This window comes from Paenibacillus sp. B01 (genome assembly GCF_009649995.1).
Taxonomy (GTDB): Bacteria; Bacillota; Bacilli; order Paenibacillales; family Paenibacillaceae; genus Paenibacillus_O; species Paenibacillus_O pasadenensis.
The window spans coordinates 1,561,241-1,587,209 of record NZ_CP045802.1; the positions used below are offsets into that span (position 1 = coordinate 1,561,241).

The window sequence follows — 25,969 nt, forward strand, 5'->3', positions numbered from 1 at the left end:
CCGATCAGCTCGTCGCGCGGCCGAAGCCCGCCAGCTTCGGATGCCGGAGCTGTCCGGCCTCGGTGATCTCCAGTCCCGTGACGGTGCCAGGCAGCGGCGCTTCCAGCCAGACGATCCGCTCGCCCTTAAGGTCCGACGGCAGCGCCGGAAAAGGAAGCGTGCCGTGCTGACGGCTTCCCTCCCGAAAGGCTTCGTCCGGAACGAGCTGCTCCGTCAGCAGCGTCCTCATCTCTCCCGTCAATCCGAGCGATACGCTGCCGAAATACTGCCCTTCCAAGCTCATGACCAGGCTCGCGACCTGCCCTTCCCGGACCTTCAGCCCCACGATATCGACATCGATCCGCAGCGCGGTTTTCGTCTTGAACCAGTCCCGATGCTTCTTGGCCGGACGATAGGGGGCCGTCAGCCGCTTGCTGACGACGCCTTCCCAGCGCTGCTCCTGCACCCATCGCCACAACGCGCGACCGTCGGAATAAAGCTCCGTCACGAGCATGCCGTCCGGCAGCAGAGGGACCAGCTTGAGCAGCCGCTGATGCCTGCTCGCATAGGGCAGCGCCCGCAGGTCGGTTCCCCCGTATGCCAGCAGGTCGAAAAGGATAAAGGCGAGGCCGGGAAGCCCGAGCGGCTCGCCGCTGCCATCGGGCCGATCATGCCGAAGCTCCGACTGCGAGGCCTCGCCTTTTTGACCGCTCCCGGGGCTTTTGGCCCCGCTCCTGGGCTCTTCCGCTGCCATGGCTGCGTCAGCCGCAGCGCTTTCGGCTCCGCCCCGCCAAGGGCGGACGCCGGGATCCGGATGACGCAGGAGCGTCATCGCCGAGCCTGCCGAACGGCCGCGCATCCGCTCGCGCTGCAGCACCCGCTGGAAGCTCGGACGCTCGCCGGTCCAAGCGATAAGCTCGCCGTCGAGCACGCATGGACCGAGCGCCGGGGCGGCGCTTCGCAGCAGCTCGACGAGTTCCGGATAGATGGCGTTTTTGCGCAGTCCGTTGCGAGAAAAAAGCTCGATTCCGCCATCGCCGCCGATCGTGGCGAGCAAGCGGACGCCGTCCCATTTGATCTGATAGCCCCAGTCGGGCCCTTCCGGCAGCTTTGCCGCATGGATCGGCGCCATAGGCTGCATCGCCTCGGCCGCGCCGCCCGCCTGCGCCCCAGCGATAGGCCACGGATCTGCCTCGGCCGCGCCGCCCGCCTGCGCCTCAGCGATAGGCCACGGAACTGCCTCGGCCGTGCCGCCCGCCTGCGCCTCAGCGATCGCGCTCGGATCTGCCTCGGCCGCGCCGCCCGCCTGCGCCTCAGCGATAGGCCACGGAACTGCCTCGGCCGCGCCGCCCGCCTGCGCCCCAGCGATAGGCCACGGATCCGCCTCGGCCGCGCCGGAACTGCCGGCTCCCGCCATGCCCATCTCGCCTGCCCGCCCGACTTTTCCGCCCGCGCGGATCGCTCCCATCTAGGAAGCCCCGGCGTCCTTTTTCTTTTTGACGCGAGGCTTCGGCGCTTTTTTCGTCCCGTTGGCGGAGGCGGACTCCGCTGCCGAATCGGTCTTCCCGCCTCCCGCCGCCCCGGTGGAGGCGGCTTTCTTGCGCTTGCCGCCTGAGGCGGCGGCAGCTCCCGCTCCCGCATCCGTCACCGGGATCGCGGCCGGCGTCTTGACCGACTCGAGGCTCGCCTGCAGGGCGGCCATGAGGTCGAGCACCCGCCCCGGCTCCTGGCGCGGCGCGACGGTGACGTCCTCGCCCGCGATTTTGCCCTGGATCAGATCCTGCATCGAGCTGCGGTAGTCGTCGGTGTACTTTTCCGGCTCGAACGGCGTCGTCAGCTGATCGATGAGCAGCTTGGCCATCGCCAGCTCCTTGTCGCTCACCTGAACCTGCCCCGGCAGGTTCGGCACCTGCGATACGGCCCGGATCTCGTCCGGGTAAAAGATCGTCTCCATCGCCAGGCAGCCGTCCTCCAGCACGCGGATGGCGGCAAGGCTGCTCTTGGAGCGGATCGAAATCTTGGCGATGCCGATCTTGCCCGACTGCTTCATCGCCTCCATCAGCAGCGAGTAGGCCCCGCCCCCGGCCTGGTCGGGCGACAAATAGTACGTCTTCTGGAAGTAGATCGGATCGATCTCCTCCAAGGCGACGAAATCGAGGATCTGGATCGTCTTGGACTTCTCGCCCGCGGCCGCTTCCAGCTCGTCCTTCGAGAACGTGACGAAACGGCCCTTTTCGTACTCATAGCCCTTGACGATCTCGTCCCACTCGATCTTCCTGTCGCATACCGGACACTCCCGCACATAAGCGATCGGACTGCCGCAGACGGAATGCAGCATGCGCAGCGAGATATCCTTGTCCTCCGTCGCCGAAAACATCTTGACCGGCACATGGACCAGCCCGAAGCTGATCGCGCCTTTCCATACCGTATGCATCGCTGTCCAGTCGACCTCCTGGCGCCGGGGAAGGCCCGGCTCGTAATACGGACAGTGTGCGTTTCGGCGCCGTTTTCCATGCATGGGGGCGTGGGCGTGAGGGCATATTGACGCATAGGGCTGGATGCAGCCTCTGCACGCTCAGCGACAGCAAGGGAGGCGAAAGCGCATGAACGAGGAAGAAATCCGGCGCAAGCTGGAGAAGGAGCTGGACAACCGGCATATGCTGGCGAGCAAGCGCGACGAGCGCAGCCTGGCCGAGCTCGATGCGGAGATGAGCACGGAGCTGGACGGCTCCCTGGAGGATGGAGGCGCGACGTCCGAGACGGATGCCGGCACCGGAAGGACGAACGATCACGGCGGACGCATGGACTATGAGATGGACATCGACCGGATGGTCGGCGAGGGGCTGGGAGGCGGCCAGGTAACGATCCATAACGGACATATCGGCGAATCGACGACCGACACGATGAGGCTGAAGGAAGATATCGGCTTGGACGAGCAGGAAGAGCCCGATCCGACGGAGCGGCTCGGCCGCATCAAGAGCCAGCTGATGGCCGACTAGGCTTTGCCAGGAATCGAAGTCCGTACAGCGAACGAGATGAAGGAGGAAGACCAATGGACGTGAAGCGCGCGATGGAAATCTACAGATCTTCGGATATGTTCGCGGTGCATCTGGGCGGGGATTCGGTCTGGATCGAGAACGTGGATGAGGCGAACGGCATGGCGACCGTGCAGGTCGGCACGACTCCGCAGAAAACGAAAACCGTGTCGGTCGACCGGCTGCATGAGGGAAAGCCGGAGCGAGAGCATTGATCTGACGCGGATGCGGAACGATCGGCCATCCCGAAGAACGGCATGTTCAGGCCGGTCGGCCGGCCCGAACAGGAAAAGCGCCGTCATCCCGGCCCTTGCGGCACCAGGTGCGGCGCTCTTGCTGCTTGCGGCTCGGGCCGACTTGCGTCTGCGGCTTGCGCGGCCAAAGCTTGCGAGTCGAATCGAGTTCATGCTGCCTTGGCGAAGCTCCTTGCTTCGCCGAGGCTTTTTTGCGGTTGCGGGACATGTGCGCATCGCCTCCTCGGTTTGTCTTTCATGCTACCGGATTCGGGTCTAAGAGGCAAAGCCCAAAATAAATATAAAGAAGAGGATTCGGGAGCATCCTGATGGATTCCGGATGAAAACAGGTGAGAAGTCGAGATAACGAGGGATAACTGGCTGTAATCGCAGATAAACCGTTAGAAAACGAGTTTTCTATTCGAAAACGGTCAAAAACGCTTTAATTTAGTAAAAAGAACCTTTATAATTAAAGATATAGACAGGAGAGAGGGAGTGAGGGGTTATGGCTTCGGTTCACGGACAGCACTTGAGGCTGCCTCTGATCGAGGTGGTCAAGAGGACGATCTTTCTGACGATCGGCGCGATTTTAATGGGGGTTGGGCTGGAAATCTTCCTCGTGCCGAACAATATCATCGACGGCGGCATCACCGGCATTTCGATCATGGTTTCCTATTTGACGGATGCTCCGCTCGGACTTTTCCTATTCGTGCTCAACCTGCCTTTCTTGTTCCTCGGCTACAAGCAGATCGGCAAGACGTTCGCGATCTCCACGCTGTACGGCGTAGCGGTCATGTCGATTACGACGTTCCTGCTGCATGACGTCGACCCGCTGACGATCGACGAGTTCCTCGCCTCGATCTTCGGCGGCATGGTGCTGGGCGTCGGCGTCGGCCTCGTCATCCGGTTCGGCGGCTCGCTCGACGGCACCGAGATCGTCGCGATCCTGTTCTCCAAGAAGCTGCCGTTCTCCGTCGGAGAGATCGTCATGTTCGTCAACCTGTTCATCCTGACGAGCGCCGGGTTCGTGTTCTCCTGGGACCGCGCGATGTACTCCTTGATCGCCTACTACATAGCGTACAAGATGATCGATATCGTCATCGAGGGCTTCGACGAGTCCAAGGCGGCCTGGATCATCAGCGACGAGCATCGCCCTATCGGCGAGGCGATCATGAGCCGGCTCGGGCGCGGCGTCACCTACCTCAACGGCGAGGGCGGCTTCACCGGCGGCGACAAGAAGGTCATCTTCGTCGTCATCACCCGGCTGGAGGAGGCCAAGCTCAAGTCGATCGTGACCGACATGGACCCCGCCGCTTTCCTCGCGGTCGGCAACATCCATGACGTCAAGGGCGGCCGGTTCAAAAAACGGGACATCCACTAGCGGATGCCCGGCAAAGGCTTGCGAGCTTCGGCACGGGGACCTGACCGGTCCCGGCCGGAGCTTTTTTCGCGTCCGCCGCTGCGGCGGACGGCGGCGGACGGCGGTTGCGGCATGCGGAGGCGGCCGATATAATGGGAACAAGATTCCGAGTACGGATGCAGCAGACAGAGAGCAGGGTGGAACAGATGACGATGGAAGCGGCGGAAGCGCAGTGGATCGCGGCCAGCGAGGCGGACACGGTACGGCTCGCGGGGTGGCTGGCGGAGCGCGCCGAGCCCGGGACTGTAATCGCGCTCGACGGCGACCTCGGGGCGGGCAAGACGCGCTTCTCGCAGGCGTTCGCGGCGGCGCTCGCGGTGGAGGGCGTGGTCAGCAGCCCGACGTTTACGATTATAAAGGAATATGAAAGCGGCCGGCTGCCGCTCTACCATATGGATGTGTACCGGCTGTCTCCGGAGGAGGCGGACGAGCTCGGCCTGGACGAGTACTGGTACGGCCGCGGCGTGTCGCTCGTCGAATGGGCGAGCCTGATCCCCGAGCTGCTGCCGGAGCGCAAGCTGAGCATCCGCATCGTCCGCGAGGACGGCGAGCGGAGAGGGTTCGCGCTGCGGGGCGAAGGGCTGCCGTATGCGGCATGGGTGCGGGAATGGCTTGCCGCCGCGGAAGCCGGGGGAACGCAGGCGGGCCTCCTGGCCGGGCAAGCGAAGGCCGAAGCCGGGGAGCCGCTCGTGCTGGCGCTCGACACGGCGACGCCGACGCTCGCCGCCGCGCTCATGCGCGGCAGCGAGGCGCTCGGGAGCGTGCAGGCGCCAGCCGCGCGCAACCATTCCGCGCATGCGGTGCCGGCGGTGCAGCGGCTGCTGCGCGAGGCGGGCGTGCGCGGGACGGAGCTTGCGGGCATCGCCGCCGGCGTAGGTCCGGGCTCGTATACGGGCGTGCGGATCGCGGCCTCGATCGCCAAGACGCTCGCCTGGACGTGGGGCGTGCCGCTCGTCGGCGTCTCCACGCCGGAGGCGCTGGCCGCCGGCGCCTGGCGCGAGGCGGCCGGGTTGGCGGCTGCGGCTGTCGGCGGCGCTGATGACGGAAGCGGGGAGCCGGCTGCCGGCGCTCGCGACGGAGGTACGCTCGGCTTGGCTTCGTCAAGCTTGCTGGCCGACGAGGCCGGCGGCTGGATCGTGCCGCTGCTCGACGCGCGGCGCGGTCAGGCGTATACGGCGCTGTTCGCGGCCGGCGCCGCTCCCGGCTATGCCGAGGGCCAGTGGCTGCCCGCGGATGCGCCGTGGCGGCGGCTGGAGCCGGACGCGCTGCGCCTGATGGACGGCTGGGCCGCGCGGCTGGCGGAGCTGCTGGCCGCGGCGGACAGACGGCCGGCTTATGTGCTTTTTACCGGCGATCTGGACAAGCATGAAGAAAGCATCCGCCGGTTCGAAGAGCTGGCCGAGGCTGACGGAGATGGACCGGCTGTCTGCAGGCAGCCGCATACGATAGACGGGCGAACCGTCGCCTGGCTCGGGGCACGGAGTCTTGCCGGAGGTGAAGCGGTCGATGCGCACGGACTTGTTCCTAACTACACGCAGCTGGCTGAAGCGGAAGCTAAACTACTGGAAAAATCCCGGGAGGAGAAGAACGATGGCCGACTATGACCGCTTGCGCGAGCAGGCGGAGGACGACGGAGGAGACGGACTCGTCTTCCGCTCCATGAGGATGGAGGACATTCCTTCGATCATCGCCATCGAGCACGAAGCGTTCACCTCCCCGTGGACCTCGGATGCGTTCGCGAACGAGCTGACGCACAACCACTTCGCCCGCTACATGGTCATGCAGCTGCATGGCGAGATCATCGGCTACGGCGGCATGTGGATCATCATGGACGAGGCGCATGTGACGAACATCGCGGTGAGCGGCGCGTTCCGCGGGCGCAAGCTCGGCGCGCGGCTGCTGTCGGAGCTGCAGAAGCTCGCGACGTTTTTCGGCGCCACGAGGATGACGCTGGAGGTGCGGGTAAGCAACGAGATCGCCCAGTCGCTGTACCGCAAGTTCGGCTTCGAGCCTTCCGGCATCCGCCCCGGCTACTATTCCGACAACAATGAGGATGCTCTGATCATGTGGGCCGAGCTCGGCCGCGGCGGAGCGGAAGGAAGGGCGCAATCGCAATGAAGACAGAAGCAGGCTTGATCCTCGCGATCGAGACGAGCTGCGACGAGACGTCCGCCGCGGTCATCCGCGGGGGCAAGGAGATTTTGAGCAACATCGTCTCGAGCCAGATCGAGACGCATCGGCTGTTCGGCGGCGTCGTGCCGGAGATCGCCTCCCGCAAGCATGTGGAGGTGATCACGCTCATCATCGAAGAGGCGCTGCAGGAAGCGGGCGTGCGGCCGGACGAGCTGTCGGCCGTCGCCGTCACCCAGGGGCCGGGGCTCGTCGGCGCGCTGCTCGTCGGCATCGTGTCCGGCATGAGCCTGGCGATGGCGCTCGACATCCCGCTCATCGGCACGCATCATATCGCGGGGCATATCTACGCCAACGCGCTCGTGCAGGAGCTGGAGTATCCGTGCCTCGCGCTCGTCGTGTCCGGCGGCCACACGGAGCTCGTGCTGCTCGAGGAGGAAGGCGTGTTCCGGATCATCGGCCGCACGCGCGACGACGCCGTCGGCGAGGCGTACGACAAGGTCGCGCGGGCGCTCCATTATCCGTATCCGGGCGGACCGCATGTCGACCGCACGGCGGCGGAGGCGCAGACGGTCATCGAGCTGCCGCGCTCCTGGCTGGAGCCGGACTCGTACGACTTCAGCTTCAGCGGCCTCAAGTCGGCCGTGCTCGCCGCCATCAACCAGGCGAACATGAAAGGGCTGGAGCTCGACGTGCCGGGACTGGCCCGCGGCTTCCAGGAGTCGGTCATCGACGTCGTCACCGGCAAAGCGATGCGCGCTGCGCGCGAGCATGGCGCGCGCCAGCTGCTGCTGTGCGGCGGCGTGGCGGCCAACCGCGGCTTGCGCGCGCGGCTGACGGAGCTGTGCGAGGCCGAGGGGCTGCCGCTGCTCATTCCGCCGCATTCGCTCTGCACGGACAACGCGGCGATGATCGGCGCCGCCGCTCATCTCAAGTGGAAGCGCGGCCAGTTCGACGAGCTCGACCTGAAGGCCGATCCCGGCCTGTCGCTGGAGGCCTGGTCGGTCAAGCCGGCTGCCGGCGCGGGCGGCTAGGCAGAGCTCCGGCGCGCATAGTCGAAGTTCGCTCGATCCAAAAAAAAACCGCCTCGGGCGTGCAGGAAGCAACGGCTTCCTGCTTGCCTTGAGGCGGTTTTTGCATGGGCATCGTCTATGGCTGCGGAATCGGGTTGAGGATGGCAGGCGAAGCGGCATCGAAATGAAACCGGGAAGCGAAAGCGGACGGGGGCTCGTGGAGAAGCGTCAGCGGTTCCCTTGGAGGCCGGATTCCTTCCGTTTCGGAAGAATACATTCAAAGGAATCTGGGCTCCAGGGAGATCAGAGCGAGTTCCCGCTCCGCGAAGCGGATGTCGGATTCGAATGCTCGTTCCGCTGAGCTGCGCCAAGCGGGTGCCGGTTTCGAATGCTCGCTCCGCTCCGCTACGAGAAGAACAGGAAGTTCGTCGCGACCGGACGCAGCGTCTTGTCCGACGGCCGGTTGACGACGCGGCCGTCGAAGACGAGCGTCGACGAGCCGCCGCCGTCGAGGTTGTATCCGTCCACGGCCTTGAACCGGGACAGCAGGATCTGCATCTCGCGCAGCGTGGCGCCGGAGCTTCCCGACTCGTTGTAGCCGTCGGCGACGAGGAACAGCAGCTGGTCATCCTTGTAGCTCGCGACGACGGTGCGCGGAGCGCGGCCCGGACTGAGCTGCCACTTGGCCGGAATCGGCTGGGCGATGCCGTCCTTCATCAGGATCGGCACGAACGAGACGCCGAAGCGCGGCTGTTCCCGGTCGAGCTGCTCGCGCGTCGCGTACTTCCCGCCGATCAGCTTGCCTTGTTCGTTCAAGCCGACGAAAAACAGGTCCTTGTACGACGGCTCGAAGCCGTTCACGTACTTGCCGCCGAGCACGGTCGTGCTGAGCGGATAGCGCCGCCCGCTGCCGTCGTCAGCGAAGCCTCCGGCGTTGATGCCGACGGCGGCGCCGTAGCGCTTCGCGGCCGCGAGCGTCGTCTCGGCCTTGCCGGGCTTGTCCCCGCCGATGACGAGCTTCATCGCATCCTTGTCCTTGAGCCGGATCTTCAAGGCATAGGCGGTGAAATTCTGAGCCTTGATCGGGAACAGCTGCGCCGTCAGCCGATCCGACTGGATCGTCCGCGACGGACTGCCGAGCGGCAGCGTGATGCGGCGGTCGTAGATCATCAGCGGCCGCCTGCTCTGCGCGGCGGCCGTGCTCGCGATCAAGCTCATGCGGCGCGCGGTCTGCGTGTAGAGCTCGGAGCCGCGCTTGATGGCGTCCGCGGTTTGGGCGGCGACGACGGCCGCTTCGTCGAGCGAGCCGCCGATGCGGGCGGCCGGCGCCGGATCCGCTGCCGGCTGCTGCGGGACAACCGCCGGACCGGCAGCGTCAGGCAGCTTCACCTCGACCTGGACCGCGAGCAGCAGCAGCAGCGCGCCGAGAAAAGGCGCGGTCGTCAGCAGCATCCAACGATTGAGCCGCTGCACGCTCGTCATTTCAGCACGTCCAGATTCTTCTTGAGCTCGTCCAGCTGCTTCTGCACCTGGCTGAGCTGCGTGTACAGCTTGTTGCTGTTGTCGGTCTTGCTGCTGGCGTTGTCGCGGTTGAACGCGAGCAGCTCGTTCAGGCTGTCCACCTTGCCTTGCAGCTCGGCGAGCTGGCTCGCATAGCCGCTCTCAAGCTGCTGGAGGCGGGCGTCGTAGCCCGACTGCATCTCGGCGATCTGACGATCGGTCTGCTGCTGGATCTGGACGGCGAGCTCTTGCTGCAGGCGCTGCGTATAGAACCAGGCGCCGGCGACGCCGGCGGCGATGATGACGATCCAGGCGATCAGAAACGGCCACGGCGAGCGCTTCGAGGCGCGGCGCGGCACCGGAGGGTCGGCAGGGACAGAGGAGACGATGCGGGAATCGGTATTCATCATAACTTTCACCTCTCTTGCGGTGTTGCGGCTTCCGTCAGGGATTCATCGCTGCTGAAAATGGGACGAGCAGAAGGGCGGAATAGTTGCGCCGTCCTATCGGCGGAGCCCCTATTTTACCATACCGTTTCGGAAGATTCATCCAAACGGAGGTCCTATTATCGGCCGTCAGAGCGCTTCGCGCTGAATCTGTGAATTGGGTGTGGGTATTGTGGATTCTGTGGATAAAATCCAGAGTCCATCCATGAGGGAAGGCGATCGCCTTAAATCTCCATCATACGTACCGTTTTATCCCCGTCCATCGAGTGAATTGTCCGACGATTATTCACGAGCTGTGGACAAGCCTGTTGATAGTCGGGAGGAATCCTCCAAAACAACGCCCAGACCACGACGCAAGGGCGCTGACGCAGCTGACCCGCATCGAAGTCATCGCGCGGAAAATGGACGAAGGCCCTCTGCCGGCTGCATGCAGCTGCGGCGGAGAGCCTTCTGATGTTGCGCTTGCCTCGCCCGCAGGGCGGAGTGACAAGCGGCCAAGCGGCTTGAGGCGCCGAATCGGCCTTATGACGACCCACGCTCGAGCAACGTAGCACATGCGGCTGGCGGAGCGCCATAAGCGCTGCCCGGCCGGGCTCGAGCGGGATTATTCCTGCTTCTTTTCCATAACCTACAGATGAAACTCGACCTGCTCGGTGTTGCGATGCCTTCAGGCGCCGGGCAACGTTCCGGCGAAAGGCCATCCAATACAACGGAAGCCCTACCTCTCTTCCGTCCTTGCGGCTCCGAAGACCGCGCCAGTGTGAATCAGAACTTCTAGCAACAGCTGGCAGGCTAATCAAGGGATTCAAGTAACGGCGGAATCGGGGAAAAACATGCGATTCCTGAAAGAAGGGGAATAGGCGGGTAATCAATAACTAACATCATACCACGAAGACCAGGATCTGGTCAAGAGCATGGGTTCAATAAAGACAAAGCGCCGCAATCTTGAACAGGCTGCGCCTCAGCAAATGTCAGCAGCAGAACGAGGAAAGCCGCAAGCATCCTGAAATGGACGCTTGCGGCTATTGGTGCGCCGTTCCTTGACTCGGCACGCAGTCCCGTCCGTCGGCAACGCCTCTCGTCCGTCTGTCATCGCCAGCTCGCCAGCCCGGCAGCTCCTCCCATTCGGCGGCCGTCAGCCCATGCCGTCAGGCCAGCAGCTCTTCCCATTCGGCGTAGGCCGCTTCCAGCTTGGCCTTGACCGATGCGAGCTCCTCCTGGATCGACTGGACCTGCACATAGTCCTGGTATACGTCCGGGTCGGCCAGCCGCTCCTCGAGCTCGCCGCTCTCCCCCTCCAGGCGGGCGATGTCCGCCTCGAGCTGCTCCAGCCGCCGCTGGCGCGCGCGCTCGTCGCGCTTCGCCTGCTTGTCCGCCTCGTACGAGCCGGCGCCGACCGGCTTGTCGGCTGCGGCCGCGGCCGCCGAGGCCGCGCTTTGCTTTGCTCCGGCTTCCAGCCGCAGCTCCTCCAGCTCTTTTTTCTTCTCGATCATGTCGTCGTAGTTGCCCAGGTAGTCGATCGTGCCGGTCGGCGTCAGCTCGATCATGCGCTCGGCGATCTTGTTAAGGAAGTAGCGGTCATGGGAAATGAACAGCAGCGTGCCCTCGTAATCGAGCAGCGCCGTCTCCAGCACTTCCTTGCTGTACAGGTCCAGATGGTTGGTCGGCTCGTCGAGGATGAGCACGTTGGCCTGCAGCAGCATCAGCTTGGCGAGCGCGACCCGCGCCTTTTCGCCGCCGCTCAGCGAGCCGACGCGCTTCTTGACGTCGTCGCCGCTGAACAGGAAGTTGCCGAGCACGGTGCGGATGCGCGCTTCCTCGACATGCGGGTAGGCGCTCCATACTTCCTCCAGCACGGTGTTCGTCCCGCTCAGCTCGGTCTGCTCCTGATCGTAGTAGCCGATCTTGACATGCGTGCCCCAGCGGATCGTGCCGGACAGCGGCCGCTGCTTGCCGATGAGCGCCTTGAGCAGCGTCGACTTGCCGATGCCGTTCGGCCCGACGAGCGCGGCCGTCTCGCCCCGCTCCATGCGCAGCGACACGTCCCGGAACACCGGCTCGGCGCGGTCCTCGTAGCCGACCGACAGCTCGCGCGCGTCGAGCACGTCGCGCCCGGTCGTCCGCTCCGTCTCGAAGCGGAAATGCGCGCGCTTCAGATCGCCTTGGGGACGGTCGAGCCGCTCCATCCGGTCGAGCGCCTTGCGCCGGCTCTGCGCGCGCTTGGTCGTAGAGGCGCGCACGAGGTTGCGGCGCACGAACTCCTCCATGCGGGCGATCTCGTCCTGCTGCTTCTCGAACTGCTTCATCGCCGATTCGAACTCGGCTTCCTTGAGCTCGACGAAGCGGCTGTAGTTGCCGGTATAGCGCTTGGCCTGATGGCGCTCGATCTCGATGATCGTGCCTACGGTCGCGTCGAGGAAGTAGCGGTCATGGGAGACGACGAGGATCGCGCCGGAGTAGCCGCGCAAATAATCCTCGAGCCAGGTCAGCGTCGCGATGTCCAGATGGTTGGTCGGCTCGTCGAGCATGAGCAGATCCGGCGCCTGCAGCAGGATGCGGGCGAGCGCGAGCCGCGTCTTCTGCCCGCCGCTCAGGGAGCGGATCGGCGTGGCGGGATCGGTCTGGCCGAAGCCCATGCCGTGCAGCACGCTCTTGATGCGGGTCTCGATCTCGAAGCCGCCTTGGTCGCGGAACCAGTCGGAGCGGCGCGCGTAGCGCTCGAGCGTGTCCTGGTAGCGCTTGTCGTCCTCGTGCAGCGCCGGATCGGCGATGTCGCGCTCGAGCTGGCGCAGCTCCTGCTCGGCTTCGAGCAGCGGGCCGAACACCGCCCTCATCTCCTCGATGATGCTGCGCTCGGACTGCAGCCCGCTGTTCTGGGCGAGATAGCCGACGCGCGTCTCCTTGGCGCGGTGGATGACGCCGCTGTCGCTGGACATCTGGCCCGCGAGGATCTGCAGCAGCGTCGACTTGCCGGCGCCGTTGACGCCGACAAGCCCGACGCGCTCGCGCTCCTGGATCTGGAACGTGATGCCGGACAATATGGTGGTGATGCCGTAGCTTTTCGTTAGGTCGTTGACTTGCAGCAGCATGGCCGGGCATGTTCCTTTCCGCAGAATGCTTCTATATATAAATGTAGAATACCGCAATCCGCCGCTATAATCGACCCTTATTGGCGAAACAAACCGCTCGGTGGTACACTATAGACAATTATGGCAGGAATGGTGGGTCCGATGATGGAATCCGGATCGGCGAAGTCCGCCGAGACCAAGAGGGAGCTGCGCCGGCGGCTGCTCGCCCTGCGCGACGGCTTGTCCGCGGCGGAGAGGGCGGAGGCTTCGTGCCTCGCCTGCCGCCATGCGGCCGAGTGGATCGAGTCTTCCGGCATCCGCAGCGTCATGGCGTTCGTCTCGTTCCGCTCGGAGCTGGACACGTCGGAGCTGCTGAAGTTCTGCTGGTCTCGCGGCCTGCGGCTGCTGCTGCCTCGCGCCGACGTCGGCGCGAAGCGCCTGGCGCTGCATGCGGTGCGCTCGCGCGACGAGCTCGCTCCAGGCGCTTACGGCATCCTCGAGCCCGATCCCGGCCGAGCTGCCGCGGCGCCGGACGAGGCGCCGGAGGCGGTGTTCGTGCCGGGCGCAGGCTTCGACCGCTGCGGCGGCCGGATCGGCTATGGCGGCGGCTACTACGACCGCTTCCGCGCCGAGGCGCGCGATGCGGCGGGCGGGCGCTGGATCGGGCTCGGCTTCGCCGCGCAGCTCGTGCCGCAGGTGCCGATGGAGCCGCATGACGCCGCGCTCGACGGGCTGGTCACGGAGCAGGGGCTCGTCTGGACGAACACGCATCCGCCGGAGGGAGGCCGATCATGACAGACCGTTCAACCGCATCGCCGCAGGAGCCGCTCAGCCATTTCAACGGGCAGGGGCGCGCGCGGATGGTCGACGTCTCGGACAAGGAGACGACGGCCCGCACAGCCGTCGCCCGCACGTCGATCGCGATGGCCGAGGAGACGCTAGCGCGCATCAAGGCGGGCGGCATCGCCAAGGGAGACGTGCTCGCGGTCGCCCAGGTGGCCGGCATCATGGCCGCCAAGAATACGTCGGCGTGGATTCCGATGTGCCATCCGCTGCCGCTGAGCGGCGTCGACATCTCGTTCGGCGACAACGGACGGGACGTGCTCACGATCGAGGCGGCCGTCCGCACCAAGGGGCCGACCGGCGTCGAGATGGAGGCGCTGACGGCCGTATCGGCCGCGGCGCTCACCGTTTACGACATGTGCAAGGCGATGCAAAAAGACATGGTCATCGGACCGACCGAGCTCGTCTCCAAGACGGGCGGCAAAAACGGCGATTACAGCCGGACAGATCGGGCATAGCGACGGGAGGAACGGAAGATGCGATGGAAGGTAGCGATTCTTACGGCGAGCGACAAGGGCTCGCGGGGCGAGCGGGAGGATACGAGCGCGCAGGTCATCCGCGAGCTCGTCGAGGAGGAGCTGGGCGGGAACATCGTCGATTACCGCATCGTGCCGGACGAGCAGGACGAGATCATGGCCGCGCTGATCGAGATGACCGGCTATTACGAGGCCGACCTCGTGCTGACGACGGGCGGCACCGGCCTCGGTCCGCGCGACATCACGCCGGAGGCGACGCTCAAGGTGATCGAGCGCGAGGTGCCGGGCATCTCCGAGACGATGCGCAGCAGCACGATGTCGCGCACCCGGCGCGCCATGCTCTCGCGCGGCGTGAGCGGCATCCGCGGCCGCACCCTTATCATCAATCTTCCCGGCAACCCCAAGGGCGTGCATGAGTGCCTGATGGCGGTCATCGACCAGCTGCCTCATGCGCTCGCCATCGTCTCCGGGCGGGAAGGGGAGCACGGCGCATGAGCATCCGCACGAGGCTGCGCGAGGTTCCTGTCGAGCAGGCGCTCGGCCTGCGGCTCGCGCATGACCTGACGCGCATCGTGCCCGGCTCGTTCAAGGGGCGGGCGTTCGTCAAAGGCCATGTCGTGACCGAGGCCGACATCCCGGCGCTGCTCGACATCGGCAAGGCTCATCTCTATGTCATGGAGCTGGCCGAGGGCGAGCTCCATGAGGACGAGGCCGCGCTTCGCATGGCGGAAGCCCATCGCGGGGAACGGATCGAGCCGGGCCGTCCTCATGAGGGCAAGGTGGCGCTCAAGTCTTCGATCCAGGGGCTGGTCAAGATCGATCCGGAGTATGTGAACGAGATCAACGCCCTCGGCGACATCGCCCTGGCGACCGTCGTCGGCGACCGCCTCGTGGAGGCGGGCGGCCAGGTGGCCGCGACCCGCGTCATTCCGCTCGTCGTGGAGGAAGCTCTCGTATCCCGCGTCGAGGAGCTGGCGGCGCGGTTCCGCGAGCGGCACGGCCGCGCGCCGATCGAGGTCAAGCCGCTGCGGCCGATGCGCGTCGGCCTCATCACGACCGGAGGCGAGGTGTACAGCGGCCGCATCGAGGACCGGTTCGGTCCCGCCGTGCGCGCCAAGCTGGAGCGGCTCGGCTCGTCCGTGGCCGAGCAGGCGCTCGTCCCGGACGACCGGCAGCGGATCGTCGACAAGATCGTTGAGTACAAAGACAAGGAATATGATATGATACTGCTTACAGGCGGCATGTCCGTCGATCCCGACGACCGGACTCCAGGCGCGATCCGCGCCGCCGGCACCGACATCGTCCGCTACGGGACGCCGATGCTGCCCGGCTCGATGCTGCTCATGGGCTATCTCGGCGGGACGCCGGTGCTAGGCTTGCCCGGCTGCGTCATGCATGATCCCCATACTTCGTTCGACGTGCTCCTTCCGCGCCTGCTGGCGGGAGAGGAGATTCGCAGGGAAGACATCACCGCGATGGGATACGGCGGCCTGTACGGCTGCTGACGCCCTCCGCGCATTCAACAGCGGAACGGCCTGCCCGGGCCCGTTCTCAAGGAGGAACCGACAATGGGTGGTATTGGAGCTACTGGATTTCTGCTGCTGGCGGTCATCGCGCTGCTGCTGTTCGGACCGAACAAGCTGCCGGAGCTCGGCCGCGCCTTCGGCCGCACGCTCAAGGAATTCAAGGCCGGCACGCGCGAGCTGATGGCCGAGGACGACGACCAGGCGAAGCGCCCGGCTTCGTCCTCCCGGATCGAAGTATCCGGCAGCGAGGGCGCGCAGCCCGAAGCGAGCCGTGCCGAAGCCCGCCGGCTGCCGGAGTAGCCGGCTCGCATCGGCGCATGACCGCGCGGAAGCCCGAGGCTTCCGCTTTTTCATTGAATCCCTGCCAGGTCGGGACGCTCGCGGCGCGGGCTTGCCGGCATGGCTGCATAAGGAGGACCTCGTATGGCCAGCCGTCCCCCGGACGGATCCTCGCCGCTGCGCAAGCGGATGAGCGAGGAGGGGCTCATGTCCCTGATGGAGCATCTCGGCGAGCTGCGCAAGCGCCTGTTCGTCGTGGTGCTCGTGCTGATCGCGGGACTCGTGCTCGGCCTTTTTCTCGCCAAGCCGATGTACGGGTATCTCACGACGACCGAGCAGGCCCGCGAGATCGGAGGATTCCATACGTTCTCGCTGTGGGACGGCATCGGCATCTACATGAAGTTCGCCTTCATCATCGCGCTCGTCCCCGTCGTCCCGCTCGCGTTCTACCAGCTGTGGGCGTTCGTCAAGCCGGCGCTGCGCAAGCATGAGCAGACCGCCGCGCTGCGCTACGTGCCGTTCGCGCTGCTCATGCTGCTGATCGGGATCAGCTTCTCCTATTTCGTCGTCTTTCCGATGGCGTTCCATTTCACGTCGGAGATCTCCCGCAGCCTCGGCCTTGAGGAGACGTACGGCATCGTGCAGTACCTGACGTTTCTCGTGAACATCGTCGTGCCGATCTCGCTGCTGTTCGAGATGCCGGTGCTGTTCATGTTCCTGACGGCGATCCGCATCCTGACGCCGGCCGGCCTGCGCAAGATGCGCCGCGTCGCCTACTTCGGGATGGTCGTCATCGGCGTCGTCGTGACGCCGCCGGATGTCGTGTCCGACTTGCTCGTCGCGATCCCGCTCATCCTGCTGTACGAGGTGAGCATCTACATGTGCGACCGCATCCATCGCAAGCAGCTGCGCAAGGATGCCGAGTTCGACAGCCGCTACGATTCGGCGGCGCTGAGCGAATAGCTCCGATCGAGCCTGGCGCAGCCCTGAGCTTTGCAGCCCCGTTTTCCGGTTTTCCGGAGGACGGGGCTTTTTTCATGAAAAAGACATAAAGCGGGCAGAATAAGGCTTGAGATTGGTGGAGTCAAGACCAGGGTAAGGGAAAAGAAGGCGCATAATCCGGAATTCGTGACATAGATATGATGGAAATGTGAAAAAAGTTTGAACATCGATGCTCGACTATGGTATAGTGGATGCAAGAAAACACTTACAATCTTGAACGGGATGTGACAAGCATGGCTAAAATGATGTCCGTGAAACCGGTACAGCAAACGAAGAATGCGGTCGATCGTCTCTTCCAATTCATGAATATGATGGCGTGGACCTGCTTGCTGATCGGAGTCGTGACCTCCCTTTGGAACATCACCCACTTTAGCGATACGAACATGACGCTGATGGTCGGCATCGGATTCCTCATCGGCAGCGTGTTCATCTATACGTCCGGAGCAGCCCTTCACCTCGTCTCCCACAAGCTCGAGCAGCTGGAGGATCGACCGGAAGACCGTTTCTGACCCCTGCAAGAAGCCGCGCCAGCGCGGCTTCTTTTTTTTTTGAACTCAAGACCTCTTTTTTGAAGACAAAGATGGGGGTGCCCCCTTGAAATTGTTCGGCAGTTTGAGTATGATAAAAACTGTTATTAGCACTAGACTCCAACGAGTGCTAATAAAATGACAAATTTCGATCAAGGAGGCTATTTTTTCATGATCAGACCTTTGGGTGAACGCGTATTGGTTGAACCGATCGCCAAGGAAGAGACGACTGCGAGCGGCATCGTGCTGCCTGACACGGCAAAAGAGAAGCCGCAAGAAGGCAAAGTCGTAGCTGTAGGCAGCGGAGCTCTGAAGGACGGCGTTCGCGTCGAGCTGGAAGTGAAGGTCGGCGACCGCGTTCTTTTCTCCAAGTATGCAGGCACGGAGATCAAGTACGAAGGCAAAGAGTATTTGATTATGAAAGAAAGCGACATCCACGCGATCTTCGGCTAAGCTGCATCGGCTTGCCGGCGCTATAGAGGCTCGGCTTTCATACTTAGGACCACAATCCAATCATCACTCGGGAGGTAACGAACGATGGCGAAAGAAATCAAGTTCAGCGAAGACGCTCGCCGCGGCATGCTGCGCGGGGTGGATGCTCTGGCGAATGCAGTAAAGGTGACGCTCGGACCGAAAGGCCGCAACGTCGTGCTCGAGAAGAAATTCGGCAGCCCGCTCATCACCAATGACGGCGTATCCATCGCAAAAGAGATCGAGCTCGAAGATCCGTTCGAAAACGCGGGCGCTCAGCTCGTCAAAGAAGTCGCGACCAAGACGAACGACGTCGCCGGCGACGGCACGACGACCGCGACGGTGCTCGCCCAGGCGATCATCCGCGAAGGCCTGAAAAACGTGACGGCGGGCGCGAACCCGATCGTCCTGCGCAAAGGCATCGAAAAAGCGGTCCGCGCTGCGGTCGAGGAGCTGAAAAACATCTCCAAGCCGATCGAGGGCCAGCAGTCGATCGCTCAAGTCGCTGCGATCTCTTCCGGCGACGAGGAAGTCGGCCAGCTGATCGCCGAAGCGATGCAGAAGGTCGGCAACGACGGCGTCATCACGGTCGAGGAGTCCAAAGGCTTCTACACCGAGCTTGAAGTCGTAGAAGGCATGCAGTTCGACCGCGGCTACGTCTCCCCGTACATGATCACCGATACGGACAAGATGGAAGCGGTGCTCGACAACCCTTACATCCTCATCACCGACAAGAAGATCTCCAACATCCAGGAGATCCTGCCGGTGCTCGAGAAGGTCGTCCAATCCGGCAAGCAGCTGCTGATCATTGCGGAAGACGTGGAAGGCGAAGCTCAAGCGACGCTGATCGTCAACCGTCTGCGCGGCACGTTCACTTGCGTTGCCGTCAAGGCTCCTGGCTTCGGCGACCGCCGCAAAGCGATGCTCGGCGACATCGCCGCTCTGACGGGCGGCCAAGTGATCACCGAGGAGCTTGGCCTGGACCTCAAGTCCACGACGGTCGAGCAGCTCGGCTCCGCTCGCCAGATCCGCGTGACCAAAGAGAACACGATCATCGTGGACGGCGCCGGCGACAAGACGGACATCGAAGTCCGCGTGAAGCAGATCCGCGCCCAGCTGGAAGAAACGACGTCCGACTTCGACCGCGAGAAGCTGCAAGAGCGTCTGGCGAAGCTGTCCGGCGGCGTAGCCGTCATCAAGGTCGGCGCTGCGACGGAAACCGAGCTCAAAGAGCGCAAGCTGCGCATCGAAGACGCTCTGAACTCCACGCGCGCTGCCGTTGAAGAAGGCATCGTATCCGGCGGCGGCACGGCTCTCGTGAACGTATACAGCGCCGTTGCGGCTCTGGACGTGACCGGCGAAGAGAAGACCGGCGTCAACATCATCCTGCGCGCTCTGGAAGAGCCGGTCCGCACGATTGCGACCAACGCAGGCGTAGAGGGCTCCGTCATCGTCGAGCGCCTCAAAAAGGAACCGGTCGGCATCGGCTACAACGCCGCTACCGGCGACTGGGTCAACATGTTCGAAGCCGGCATCGTCGATCCGACGAAGGTGACGCGTTCCGCGCTGCAGAACGCCGCTTCCGTAGCGGCTGTCGTCCTGACGACCGAAGCGGTCGTCGTCGACAAGCCGGAGAAGGATAAGCCGGCCATGCCAGACATGGGCGGAATGGGCGGAATGGGCGGCATGATGTAAGTGCCGGGCCAACTAGCCTGATCCAGCAAGAGAAGAAGACGGGACCTTTCGAGGTCCCGTCTTTTTTTTAATTCGGCTCTATGTTGCTGGCTCTGCTGGCGCGTTTCGCATCCGCGCAAGCCGGATCGCTTTTAGCACAACCACTGATTTATGATCAAAAACCTCTCCCGTATGCATGGAAACGAATGGATAACGATTTTACAATAGGGACTAGACACGGGAAGGAGGTCAGCGGTCAAGCTGGAGCAACGCGTCAATTGAAAGCGCAACCATTCATACGGCGAGGGGAGCTTGGATATGACGAAACGATTCAAACCCGGAAGGCGAGCGGCCGCGATCGGCCTGGCGGCGACGATGCTGGCGACAGGCGCGGCTTCTGGCGCCGGGGCATCCGCGCAGCCATCGGCTGCGGCGTCCGCGAGCGCGACTGCCGGTAAATCGCATTCGCCCGCAAAAGCGAGCTACCAGATGGAGTATCTGGACCGCGGGCTTGTCGCTGCGGCGACGTCGGAGGGGGTGTTCCTGAGCTGGCGCCTGCTCGCGGGAGAGGAAGGGGCGGCCCGCGCGGGCAAGGATGCCGGCACGACGTTCCAGGTTTACCGGGATGGGCGCAAGCTGGCGGAGGTGAAGGACAGCACGAACTACGTGGACCGCGGCGGCTCGGGCAGCTCGGCGTATAAGGTCGTCGCCGTGCGCGGCGGCAAGGAGAGGAACGAAAGCGCGTCCGTCCGGCCATGGACGAACGCCTATCTGGACCTCAAGCTGCGCAAGCCGGCGGACGGCGTCACTCCGGTCGGCGAGGCGTACACGTACAGCGCGAACGACATGAGCGTCGGCGATGTCGACGGGGACGGGCAGTACGAGTTTTTCGTCAAATGGGACCCGTCGAACTCCAAGGATGTGTCGCAGATCGGCTATACGGGCAACGTCTACATCGACTGCTATCGCCTCGACGGCACGCTGCTCTACCGCTATGATCTCGGCGTCAACATCCGGGCCGGAGCGCATTATACGCAGTTCCTCGTCTACGATTTCGACGGCGACGGCAAGTCGGAGATCATGTTCAAGACCGCTCCGGGCACGAAGGTCACGACGTATGCGCCGGACGGCAGCGTGCGGAAGGAAGCCTACGTGACGATGCCGAAGGCGGATGTCTCGGCCGGATACAGCCATCAGGACGACTATCGCCTGAGCAAGCAAGGCTACTACGATCATGTCGTGAAGCTGTTCCGCGAGTGGCATCAGCAGCCGGAGGTCAAGGACGGCAGCTGGCCGGCGACGCTGGAGGAGGCGTTCGGCATCGAGCCGAAGTTCAGCTACCCGCTCTCTTTGGAGGACGCGAGAGAGCTGGCCGACTACTTCATGGACGTGTACGCTCCGGCGCGCAGCGCACGCAACAATCTGCGGGCGTTCGAGGGCTTCATCGTCGACGGTCCGGAATACTTGAGCGTATTCGACGGGCGGACGGGGGCGGAGCTGCAGACGATTCCGTACAAGCCGGGCCGGGAAGACGACGGCCTGCGCTGGGGCGATTACGCGATGGCCCGGATCGAGCCCGGCAACCGCGTCGACCGCTTCCTGGCCGGCGTCGCTTATTTGGACGGCAGCAAGCCGTACGCCGTGTTCGCCCGCGGCTACTACACCCGCTCGACGCTCGTCTCCTACGGCTGGGACGGCAAGCGGCTGCGGGAATACTGGTACGTGGACAGCGGCTGGACGCCGATGACGAATCCGTTCAACGACGGTCCTCACGGCCGCGACGGCACGGATCCGGAGTTCGGCTCGCTGACGACGCAGGGCTTCCACTCGATGAGCGCGGCCGACGTGGACGGCGACGGCAGGCAGGAGATCGTCTACGGCTCGGCGACGATCGACGACGACGGCTCGCTGCTGTACAGCTCCAAGGCGCTCATGCCTGCGGAGAGCGCTCAGCCGGGCGAAACGGCTCGTCTCGGCCATGGCGACGCGATGCATGTCGGCGATCTGGATCCGCAGCGGCCTGGCCTCGAGATCTTCACGGTCCACGAAGGCGGGACGTACGCGCCTTACGGCTATGCGATGCGGGACGCGGCGACGGGGAGCGTGCTGTGGGGCGGCTACACCGGCAAGGATACCGGCCGCGGCATGGTCGGCGACGTCGATCCGTCCCAGCCGGGGTACGAGGCGTGGGCCGGCGTGCCGCTCGCTCCGGCGGGGGCGCTGTGGAACGCGAAAGGCACGCAGATCGGCAGCAAGGCTCCCGGCACGAACATGAGCATCCGCTGGGCGGCGGACGGCACGACGCAGATCGTCGACGGCGCGATCGACGTCACGCCGACGATCCAGGACTGGCGCCGCGGCACGCTGCTGACGGCCGAAGGGACGAAGACGAACAACGGCACGAAGGGCAATCCGGGCCTCGTCGCCGATGTTTTCGGCGATTGGCGCGAGGAGCTGCTCGTCCGCACGGCGGACAGCTCCGCCATCCGGATCTACCTCAGCACGGAGCTTGCGAGCCGCAAGCTCGTGACGCCGATGCTCGACCCGCAGTACCGGGCCGAAGTCGCGCGTCAGAACACGACCTACAACCAGCCGTCGTATCCGAGCTACTATTTCGGCTCGGACATGGATTGGTCCGCGGTCAAGTCGGCGTCGATCCGGCAGCCGGGCCTGCTGGCGCAGCTCGGCCGGCAGCTGCAGCACTATGCCGGAGCAGGCGAGCTGTCGGGGCCGATCGTGAAGCAGCTTGAAGCGTCGTGGGAGCAGGCTTGGCGGCATGACGAAGCCGGCCGCGCCGAGCAGGCGGCCAAGGCGCTGGAGAAATTCCGCATCCAGCTGGAGAAGAGAGGCTCCAAAGCCAAAGTCTCCCGCGCCGCAGGGCTGAACTTGGGCGATCTGGCGGAGCAGCAGCTGGAGCAGTGGAAAAAGCGCTGAAGCAGGACGGACGGGCATGCCGCATAGCGACAGCCGCAGAGCCGGTTCGGGGAGGCCGGTTGATTCCGGCCTCCTCTTCCTTTACGATGGGTCATATCGCAAAAGGAAGAGGAGGGGCAGACCATGCCGCCTAGAATCGTCCGCTCCGTCACGGAGCTGATCGGGGACACGCCCGCCGTGCGGCTGAACCGCCTGGCCGGCCCGGAGCTGGCCGAAGTCTGCGTCAAGCTGGAGAGCTTCAATCCGAGCGGGAGCGTGAAGGACCGCGCCGCCGCCAATCTCATCCTTGAAGCCGAAAAATCCGGACGGCTGCTGCCCGGCGGCACGATCATCGAGCCGACAAGCGGCAACACCGGCATCGGACTGGCGATGAACGCGGCCGCGCGCGGCTACCGCGCGATTCTCGTCATGCCGGACAACGCGACCAAGGAGCGGATCGGCATCCTCCGCGCCTATGGGGCGGAGGTCGTGCTGACGCCGGCAGCCGAGCGGATGCCGGGCACGATCCGCAAGGCGGAGGAGCTGGCCGCCGGCATCCCGGGAAGCTTCATCCCGCAGCAGTTCGAAAACCCTGCCAACCCCGACGCGCATCGCTTGACGACGGCCGCGGAAATCTGGGAGCAGATGGACGGCCGGCTGGACGCCTTTGTCGCGACGGCCGGCACGGGCGGCACGATCACCGGCACCGGGGAGGAGCTGAGGCGCCGGCTGCCCGGTCTCCGCATCGTCGTCGTCGAGCCCGCAGGCTCGCCGGTGCTGTCGGGCGGCGAGCCAGGACCGCATAAGCTCGTCGGCACGAGCCCGGGCTTCGTGCCTGCCATCCTCAACACGTCCGTCTACGACGAGATCGTGCAGGTGCAGGACGAGCAGGCGCTGGAGACATGCCGGCGGCTGGCGCGCGAGGAGGGGCTGTTGATCGGCCCGTCCGGCGGAGCGGCCGTCTGGGCGGCGCTGCGGGAGGCGGCCCGGCTTGGTCCGGGCAAGCGGGTGCTCTGCATGGCGCCGGACAGCGGCGAGCGGTATTTGAGCATGGGCGTGTTCGACGCCCCATGATCGCAGCCGCAGCCTCGGCCGCGAGCGCCCTTCGGCCTCCGCATCGGCAAGGCGGAGCGGGATCGCCGCCGCAGCCAGGCTAAAAACGCAAAAAGGGACGAAACGGAGTCTGGCTCCAGTTCGTCCCTTTTGCTTTTATGCGGATGGACAGCTTGGATCGTTCGAGCTGCCTTGGAAATGGCAGAACAGAAAGCGGCGGGAACGGAACCCTCTTGGAGAAGCGGGAGCGTTTCCCTTGATGGCCGGATCCCATCCTTTTCGGGAAGGGAGATCAAAGGAATCTGGGCATCAGCGGAATCGGAAAGAGGGTCCGTGCCCGGAGCGGCTTCCGGCTCGGACAGGCCATCCCCAATCTCGGAGTCAATCTCCGCAGGCCCGCTTTCGCCTGAACCCTCAAGCCTGAACCGGCTCCTCAAGAGCCGGTGCGGATCTCCTCCATCGCTGCGGCAGGACGCAGGCGACGAAGCGGGGAGCGGCTGTAGCGGAACTCTCCGGCTCCGAGCACGGTAAGCTTCTCGCCCGTGCCCTCGATCGTCGAGCCGTCGGCGACATAAGCGCCCTCGCCGACGATCGCGCGGTGCACATGCACGCCTCGGCCGATCCGGGCTCCGGGCATGATGATGCTGTCCGTAATCGTGCTGCCTTCTCCGATCTGCACGCTATGGAACAGGATGGAGCCTTCGACCGAGCCTTGGATGCGGCAGCCGCGCTGCACGATCGAGTTGGACACCTCGCCGCGCCCTTCGACGTAGACGGCCGGGCTCAGGTCGAGGGACGGCGTGTACATCGGCCATTCCGGACGGTTCAGGTCGATGACGCCGTTCAGCAGATCCATATGGGCTTCCCACAGGCTGTCCGGCGTGCCGACATCCTTCCAATAGCCTTGGAAAGGAAACGCGACGACGCTGCTGCCCTCGGAGAGCAGCTGCGGAATGATGTCCTTGCCGAAGTCATGGGAGGAGCGGCTCGACTCGGCATCCTTCACCAAAGCTTGCTTCAGGTCGGCCCAGCGGAAAATATAGACGCCCATGGAAGCGAGGTTGCTCTTGGGCTCGGCCGGCTTCTCGGCGAACTCGGTCACCTGCAGCCGCTCGTTCGTATTCATGATGCCGAAGCGCGATGCCTCGCTCCACGGCACCTCCTTCACCGCGATCGTCGCAGCCGCGCCGCGCTGGCGGTGGAACGTGAGCATTTCCGTATAGTCCATCTGATAGATATGGTCGCCGGAGACGATCAGCACATGCTCCGGATTCTCCTTCTCGATGAAGTCGATATGTTGATAAATGGCGTCGGCCGTCCCGACGTAGCCGTTCTTTTCATCCTTAGAGGAAAGCAGGTCGATGCGGGCGTTGTCCCAAGCCCGTCCGTCCGCGATATGCTGCGTGATCGACTGCTTCATATATTGGCTCAGCACGCCGATCCGGTTGATGCCGGAATTGACGCAGTTGCTCAGCGGGAAGTCGATGATGCGGTAGCGGCCTCCGAAGTGCACCGCAGGCTTGGCGAGTCGGTTCGTCAGAGGGGCGAGGCGTTTTCCTTCGCCTCCGGCAAGAAGCATAGCAAGGCAAGCATTCGATTGGATCATTAGGCGGTACCCTCCATTTTTTCGCTCGGAATATCATGTCTAGGTTATAACTAAACGGCACGGAACACTTTGAAACCGAATGAAAACAAGCGGGCCAAGCGGCCCGGGGAGCGACGAAGCGGCGTTTCGGCTGGACTGGCCGCGGCGGAGAAGGTCCTGAATGTTTCATGAGCCGCAAGGCAAGGGTAGAGATGCCTAGGCTGAGGACAGGCCGCCGCGCTGGCGGCTTCCCGATAAGACCGACTACACCAAACTGGAGGGATTTTCAATGAAACCAAGCATTCAAGTTGTCGAGAACGGCACGGACGCGATGTCGGCCGTACGGGAACTGAACCGTCGCGGATATGGTCGGGATGAGATCTATGTACTGGCGCATGACAAGGATCAGACGGATCGGCTGGTCGAAAATTCCGATGCGAACAAGATCGGCATGTCCGAGGAGGGCGTATTCGACTCCATGGCCAATATGTTCCGCTCCCGCGGCGACGAGCTGCGCTCGAAGCTGGAGTCCGTCGGCTTGACGGACCTGGAGGCGGAGCGCTACGAGGAAGTGCTCGACCAAGGCAAGATTCTCGTCATCGCCAAAACCCACTGACCGTCGCCTTGCCCGCCCCGGAGCGCCTAGCGCTTTCCGGGGCTTTTCCGCGTTTCCCGATGCCGGCGACAGCCGTATCCCCGAAATCCCCCCTTCCACTCGCTTGTTTAATAGGATTAAATATTCCGATATCGAAGATCGGTTATCCCAATGTAAATATTCCCCATCCGCAGATCGATT

At 64.1% G+C, this 25,969-nt stretch carries 25 protein-coding genes and 1 pseudogene; 19 read left to right on the forward strand and 7 right to left on the reverse strand.

Annotated features, from left to right (window positions below):
- Nucleotides 1-4 precede the first annotated feature (4 nt).
- Both GE073_RS06705 and GE073_RS06710 read right to left on the reverse strand, forming a co-directional pair.
- Nucleotides 5-1,447: an ATP-dependent DNA ligase gene (locus GE073_RS06705; RefSeq protein WP_153783115.1), complete on the reverse strand. Its 1,443-nt coding sequence runs from the start codon at nt 1,445-1,447 to the stop codon at nt 5-7.
- Complete coding sequence (locus GE073_RS06710) at nt 1,448-2,413, reverse strand: non-homologous end joining protein Ku (protein WP_153783116.1); 966 nt, start codon at nt 2,411-2,413, stop codon at nt 1,448-1,450.
- Nucleotides 2,414-2,582: 169 nt separating this feature from the next.
- Here GE073_RS06710 and GE073_RS25925 point away from each other — a divergent pair, with 169 nt between their 5' ends.
- Entirely contained in the window at nt 2,583-2,978 is a 396-nt protein-coding gene (locus tag GE073_RS25925) for a hypothetical protein (protein WP_043112002.1), read from the forward strand.
- Nucleotides 2,979-3,031: 53 nt separating this feature from the next.
- The gene (locus GE073_RS06720; protein WP_028600603.1) at nt 3,032-3,229 is read left to right on the forward strand and encodes an H-type small acid-soluble spore protein; all 198 of its coding nucleotides are present in this window, start codon (nt 3,032-3,034) and stop codon (nt 3,227-3,229) included.
- A 46-nt stretch (nt 3,230-3,275) separates the two neighbouring features.
- On the opposite strand, the gene GE073_RS06725 is transcribed toward GE073_RS06720, so the two are convergent.
- Nucleotides 3,276-3,476 carry a hypothetical protein gene (locus GE073_RS06725; RefSeq protein ID WP_101808742.1) on the reverse strand — a complete coding sequence of 67 codons (201 nt, stop codon included), beginning with the start codon at nt 3,474-3,476 and terminating at the stop codon, nt 3,276-3,278.
- A 276-nt stretch (nt 3,477-3,752) separates the two neighbouring features.
- Between GE073_RS06725 and GE073_RS06730 the strand changes: the two genes are divergently transcribed.
- The 5 genes and pseudogenes from GE073_RS06730 (at nt 3,753) to tsaD (ending at nt 7,831) form a co-directional block, all read left to right on the forward strand.
- Nucleotides 3,753-4,628: a YitT family protein gene (locus GE073_RS06730; protein ID WP_101808743.1), complete on the forward strand. Its 876-nt coding sequence runs from the start codon at nt 3,753-3,755 to the stop codon at nt 4,626-4,628.
- Nucleotides 4,629-4,813: 185 nt separating this feature from the next.
- Nucleotides 4,814-5,275, forward strand: a pseudogene (gene tsaE / locus GE073_RS06735) (tRNA (adenosine(37)-N6)-threonylcarbamoyltransferase complex ATPase subunit type 1 TsaE); the annotation flags it as partial.
- Nucleotides 5,267-6,271, forward strand: coding sequence for a tRNA (adenosine(37)-N6)-threonylcarbamoyltransferase complex dimerization subunit type 1 TsaB (tsaB, locus tag GE073_RS06740; RefSeq protein WP_255309817.1), 1,005 nt, complete (start codon nt 5,267-5,269; stop codon nt 6,269-6,271). The pseudogene tsaE and the gene tsaB, both read left to right, overlap by 9 nt.
- Nucleotides 6,258-6,785, forward strand: a complete 528-nt coding sequence (gene rimI, locus GE073_RS06745; RefSeq protein WP_052333625.1) for a ribosomal protein S18-alanine N-acetyltransferase — start codon at nt 6,258-6,260, stop codon at nt 6,783-6,785. The genes tsaB and rimI overlap by 14 nt, the downstream gene beginning before the upstream one ends.
- Nucleotides 6,782-7,831 carry a tRNA (adenosine(37)-N6)-threonylcarbamoyltransferase complex transferase subunit TsaD gene (tsaD, locus tag GE073_RS06750; RefSeq protein ID WP_153783117.1) on the forward strand — a complete coding sequence of 350 codons (1,050 nt, stop codon included), beginning with the start codon at nt 6,782-6,784 and terminating at the stop codon, nt 7,829-7,831. Before rimI ends, tsaD begins: the two co-directional genes overlap by 4 nt.
- Before the next feature lie 384 nt (nt 7,832-8,215).
- Here tsaD and GE073_RS06755 read toward each other — a convergent pair whose 3' ends face one another.
- From GE073_RS06755 to GE073_RS06765, 3 genes are all read right to left on the reverse strand, one after another.
- A complete protein-coding gene (locus GE073_RS06755) occupies nt 8,216-9,292 on the reverse strand; it encodes a phosphodiester glycosidase family protein (protein WP_153783118.1) in 1,077 nt (358 codons plus the stop codon).
- On the reverse strand, nt 9,289-9,720 hold the full coding sequence (locus tag GE073_RS06760) for a hypothetical protein (protein WP_084137582.1): 432 nt from the start codon (nt 9,718-9,720) through the stop codon (nt 9,289-9,291). The genes GE073_RS06755 and GE073_RS06760 overlap by 4 nt, the downstream gene beginning before the upstream one ends.
- A gap of 1,184 nt (nt 9,721-10,904) precedes the next feature.
- Nucleotides 10,905-12,845 carry an ABC-F family ATP-binding cassette domain-containing protein gene (locus tag GE073_RS06765; RefSeq protein WP_028600596.1) on the reverse strand — a complete coding sequence of 647 codons (1,941 nt, stop codon included), beginning with the start codon at nt 12,843-12,845 and terminating at the stop codon, nt 10,905-10,907.
- A gap of 141 nt (nt 12,846-12,986) precedes the next feature.
- On the opposite strand from GE073_RS06765, the gene GE073_RS06770 reads away from it, so the two are divergent.
- From GE073_RS06770 to cysK, 11 genes are all read left to right on the forward strand, one after another.
- Nucleotides 12,987-13,619, forward strand: coding sequence for a 5-formyltetrahydrofolate cyclo-ligase (locus GE073_RS06770; protein ID WP_052333624.1), 633 nt, complete (start codon nt 12,987-12,989; stop codon nt 13,617-13,619).
- The gene (gene moaC / locus GE073_RS06775; RefSeq protein ID WP_028600595.1) at nt 13,616-14,125 is read left to right on the forward strand and encodes a cyclic pyranopterin monophosphate synthase MoaC; all 510 of its coding nucleotides are present in this window, start codon (nt 13,616-13,618) and stop codon (nt 14,123-14,125) included. Before GE073_RS06770 ends, moaC begins: the two co-directional genes overlap by 4 nt.
- Before the next feature lie 18 nt (nt 14,126-14,143).
- Nucleotides 14,144-14,638 (forward strand): MogA/MoaB family molybdenum cofactor biosynthesis protein, encoded by a 495-nt coding sequence (locus GE073_RS06780; protein ID WP_028600594.1) that lies wholly within the window; start codon nt 14,144-14,146, stop codon nt 14,636-14,638.
- Nucleotides 14,635-15,648 carry a molybdopterin-binding protein gene (locus GE073_RS06785; protein WP_028600593.1) on the forward strand — a complete coding sequence of 338 codons (1,014 nt, stop codon included), beginning with the start codon at nt 14,635-14,637 and terminating at the stop codon, nt 15,646-15,648. The genes GE073_RS06780 and GE073_RS06785 overlap by 4 nt, the downstream gene beginning before the upstream one ends.
- A gap of 63 nt (nt 15,649-15,711) precedes the next feature.
- Nucleotides 15,712-15,969 (forward strand): twin-arginine translocase TatA/TatE family subunit, encoded by a 258-nt coding sequence (locus GE073_RS06790; RefSeq protein WP_028600592.1) that lies wholly within the window; start codon nt 15,712-15,714, stop codon nt 15,967-15,969.
- Nucleotides 15,970-16,092: 123 nt separating this feature from the next.
- Entirely contained in the window at nt 16,093-16,911 is an 819-nt protein-coding gene (gene tatC, locus GE073_RS06795; RefSeq protein ID WP_228551332.1) for a twin-arginine translocase subunit TatC, read from the forward strand.
- Nucleotides 16,912-17,183: 272 nt separating this feature from the next.
- Nucleotides 17,184-17,459 (forward strand): hypothetical protein, encoded by a 276-nt coding sequence (locus GE073_RS06800; protein WP_043111998.1) that lies wholly within the window; start codon nt 17,184-17,186, stop codon nt 17,457-17,459.
- Nucleotides 17,460-17,648: 189 nt separating this feature from the next.
- Nucleotides 17,649-17,930 (forward strand): co-chaperone GroES, encoded by a 282-nt coding sequence (groES, locus tag GE073_RS06805; protein ID WP_028600589.1) that lies wholly within the window; start codon nt 17,649-17,651, stop codon nt 17,928-17,930.
- 84 nt (nt 17,931-18,014) lie between these two features.
- A complete protein-coding gene (groL, locus tag GE073_RS06810; RefSeq protein WP_028600588.1) occupies nt 18,015-19,643 on the forward strand; it encodes a chaperonin GroEL in 1,629 nt (542 codons plus the stop codon).
- A 297-nt stretch (nt 19,644-19,940) separates the two neighbouring features.
- On the forward strand, nt 19,941-22,556 hold the full coding sequence (locus GE073_RS06815; RefSeq protein WP_153783119.1) for a rhamnogalacturonan lyase: 2,616 nt from the start codon (nt 19,941-19,943) through the stop codon (nt 22,554-22,556).
- A 123-nt stretch (nt 22,557-22,679) separates the two neighbouring features.
- A complete protein-coding gene (gene cysK, locus GE073_RS06820) occupies nt 22,680-23,609 on the forward strand; it encodes a cysteine synthase A (protein ID WP_028600587.1) in 930 nt (309 codons plus the stop codon).
- A 412-nt stretch (nt 23,610-24,021) separates the two neighbouring features.
- On the opposite strand, the gene GE073_RS06825 is transcribed toward cysK, so the two are convergent.
- Entirely contained in the window at nt 24,022-25,194 is a 1,173-nt protein-coding gene (locus GE073_RS06825) for a glucose-1-phosphate adenylyltransferase (protein WP_228551334.1), read from the reverse strand.
- Between the two features lie 268 nt (nt 25,195-25,462).
- Here GE073_RS06825 and GE073_RS06830 point away from each other — a divergent pair, with 268 nt between their 5' ends.
- On the forward strand, nt 25,463-25,789 hold the full coding sequence (locus GE073_RS06830) for a YflT domain-containing protein (protein WP_028600585.1): 327 nt from the start codon (nt 25,463-25,465) through the stop codon (nt 25,787-25,789).
- The last annotated feature ends 180 nt before the right edge of the window (nt 25,790-25,969 follow it).